Source organism: Mesorhizobium sp. M2C.T.Ca.TU.002.02.1.1 (assembly GCF_003997225.1).
The window spans coordinates 1-751 of the sequence record NZ_RZTO01001396.1 but is presented as its reverse complement, the minus strand read 5'-3'; the positions used below and the strand labels follow the sequence as shown (position 1 = coordinate 751).

The 751-nt window shown below is 63.6% G+C and carries 1 protein-coding gene; it reads left to right on the top strand.

Translation table 11 applies throughout. The features are described 5' to 3' along the window. Window positions 1-18: 18 nt before the first annotated feature. Window positions 19-751: branched-chain amino acid ABC transporter substrate-binding protein (locus tag EOD07_RS36340; protein WP_245470637.1), on the top strand; the 733-nt coding region annotated here is incomplete at its 3' end.

Here is a 751-nt window from a genome sequence, read left to right as displayed (position 1 = left end):
GCCCTTGCCGGGCTGGCCATGACCACAGGCGCCGCCGCTGCCGAGATCAAGATCGGCATCGTCGCGCCGATGACCGGCCAGTTGGCCAGCGAAGGGCAGGACATGGAAAACGCGGTGAAGATGGCGATCGATGCCGCCAATGCCAAGGGCGGCGTCAATGGCGACAAGATCACCACGACCACTGCCGACGACGCCTGCGATCCGCAGCAGGCGGTCACCGCCGGCAGCAAGCTGGTATCGGAAGGCGTGACGGCAATCGTCGGCGGCTACTGCTCCGGCGCCGTGTTGCCGACGTTGAAGATCTATGGCGACGCCGGCGTTCCATTCGTCATCATCGGCGCGAATTCGACCAAGCTGGTCGCCGCCAATCAGGGGAACGCCTTCCTCGCCAACTCGACCGGCGACATGCAGGCGACGACAGCCGTCGATCTCTTCAAGAAGAATGGCTACAAGAAGATCGCCGTCATAGACGAGGGCGATGCCTATTCGTCCGACCTGGCGAAGCTCACCGCCGAAGCCTTCAAGAACGCGGGCGGCGAGATCGCCGCCAAGGAAACAACCACCGCCGGCGAGCAGGACTATTCAGCGGTCGTCACCAAGGTGAAATCAAGCGGCGCGGACGCCGTCTTCTGGACCGCCTATCATGCCGGCGGCGCGCTTCTCACCAAGCAGCTTCGGCAGGCAGGCTTCCAGGGTGGCATCGTTCTCGGCGACGGCAACAATTCGCCCGAATATCTGGAGATCGCAGGCT